This is a genomic window from Streptomyces sp. NPDC051173, assembly GCF_040689515.1.
GTDB lineage: Bacteria > Actinomycetota > Actinomycetes > Streptomycetales > Streptomycetaceae > Streptomyces.
The window spans coordinates 1-1057 of the sequence record NZ_JBFBBD010000190.1; the positions used below are offsets into that span (position 1 = coordinate 1).

Sequence of the window (1057 nt, forward strand, 5' to 3'; positions counted from 1 at the left end):
TGGTCGGCATCGTCATGGGCTCCGACTCCGACTGGCCCGTCATGGAGGCCGCCGCCAAGGCCCTCGACGAATTCGACGTCCCCTACGAGGTCGACAAGGAGCGCGTCAACTCCTGGCCCTCCTCCGACCCGCTGGTCACCTCGGTTGCTGCAGACCATGGCGTGGCCGACCTCGTGTGCGGCCAGGGCGAGGAGTTCGGCTTCCTCGGGGGTGTACTTCGGCACGGTGCTGACCTCGTTTCAGCTGTTCACGACGAAATTGGCGACGACACCGGCGATCGTGGCCGTGTTCATCACCGCGACGTCGGCGGCGGTGTACTCGGGTGCGGTGGCCGCCGCGGTGGGCTGGCTGCGCCGACGGGCGCGGGCCCGGTCGTTGCGGTCGAGGGCCTCGCCGGCGGCGGCCCACTCCTCGCGCAGCTGCTGCAGACGGCGGCGCACGTCAGCACTCCTCGCCGACGACCCGGGCGAACTCGTCGAGCTGGGCCTCGTCCATGCCCGCGGCGGACTGGCCCGACTTCGCTGCCTCCTTGATCCGGCGCAGCCGGTAGGACACCGCGCTCTTGCCGGACAGCTCCAGCGCGCTGGCCAGCCGTTCCAGCGCGATCTTCTTCTCCGCGCACCGCGAGAGAACGCGCTCCTCCTGGCCCTCGATGACCATCCGGACCATGTGCAGGTGCAGCAGCAGCGTGTAGAGGTCGTCCTCGTCCTCGTCGAGCAGCGGATCGCGCCCGTCGACGTCCCGGTGGCGCAGCGCCTCAACCAGGCCCTGCAGCCGCGATATCAGCACCACCACCGCAGGCCGGTCGTTCTCCGCGTCCACCGTGACCTTGACCTCGGCCGGCTTGCCCATCGGCAGCCACGTCGGCAGGTAGTTCGACCAGTGACCTTCGTTGATCATCGGAGCCCTTCGGTTCAGATCTCTGTACCAACAGAGCCTTATGTTGGTACAGAGGTAGCCCGGAGCCAAGGGCTTCGCCGCACCGGGCCACGCTGCCGGCGGCTCCCTGATTGGCTCCCCAACCCCCCGAACCGCCCCGCCTCATGACCTCCCCTTT

At 69.0% G+C, this 1057-nt stretch carries 2 protein-coding genes; both read right to left on the reverse strand.

Features of this window, described 5'->3' with window-relative positions:
• Positions 1–239: 239 nt before the first annotated feature.
• Positions 240–440: a hypothetical protein gene (locus tag AB0435_RS34300; RefSeq protein WP_366428763.1), complete on the reverse strand. Its 201-nt coding sequence runs from the start codon at positions 438–440 to the stop codon at positions 240–242.
• 1 nt (position 441) lies between these two features.
• Positions 442–900 (reverse strand): hypothetical protein, encoded by a 459-nt coding sequence (locus AB0435_RS34305; RefSeq protein ID WP_366428762.1) that lies wholly within the window; start codon positions 898–900, stop codon positions 442–444.
• Positions 901–1057: the final 157 nt, after the last annotated feature.

What these genes read in the sequence shown, in the direction of transcription:
- AB0435_RS34305 (WP_366428762.1), bottom strand. Translation starts at nt 900, where the DNA reads ATGATCAACGAAGGTCACTGGTCGAACTACCTGCCGACGTGGCTGCCG.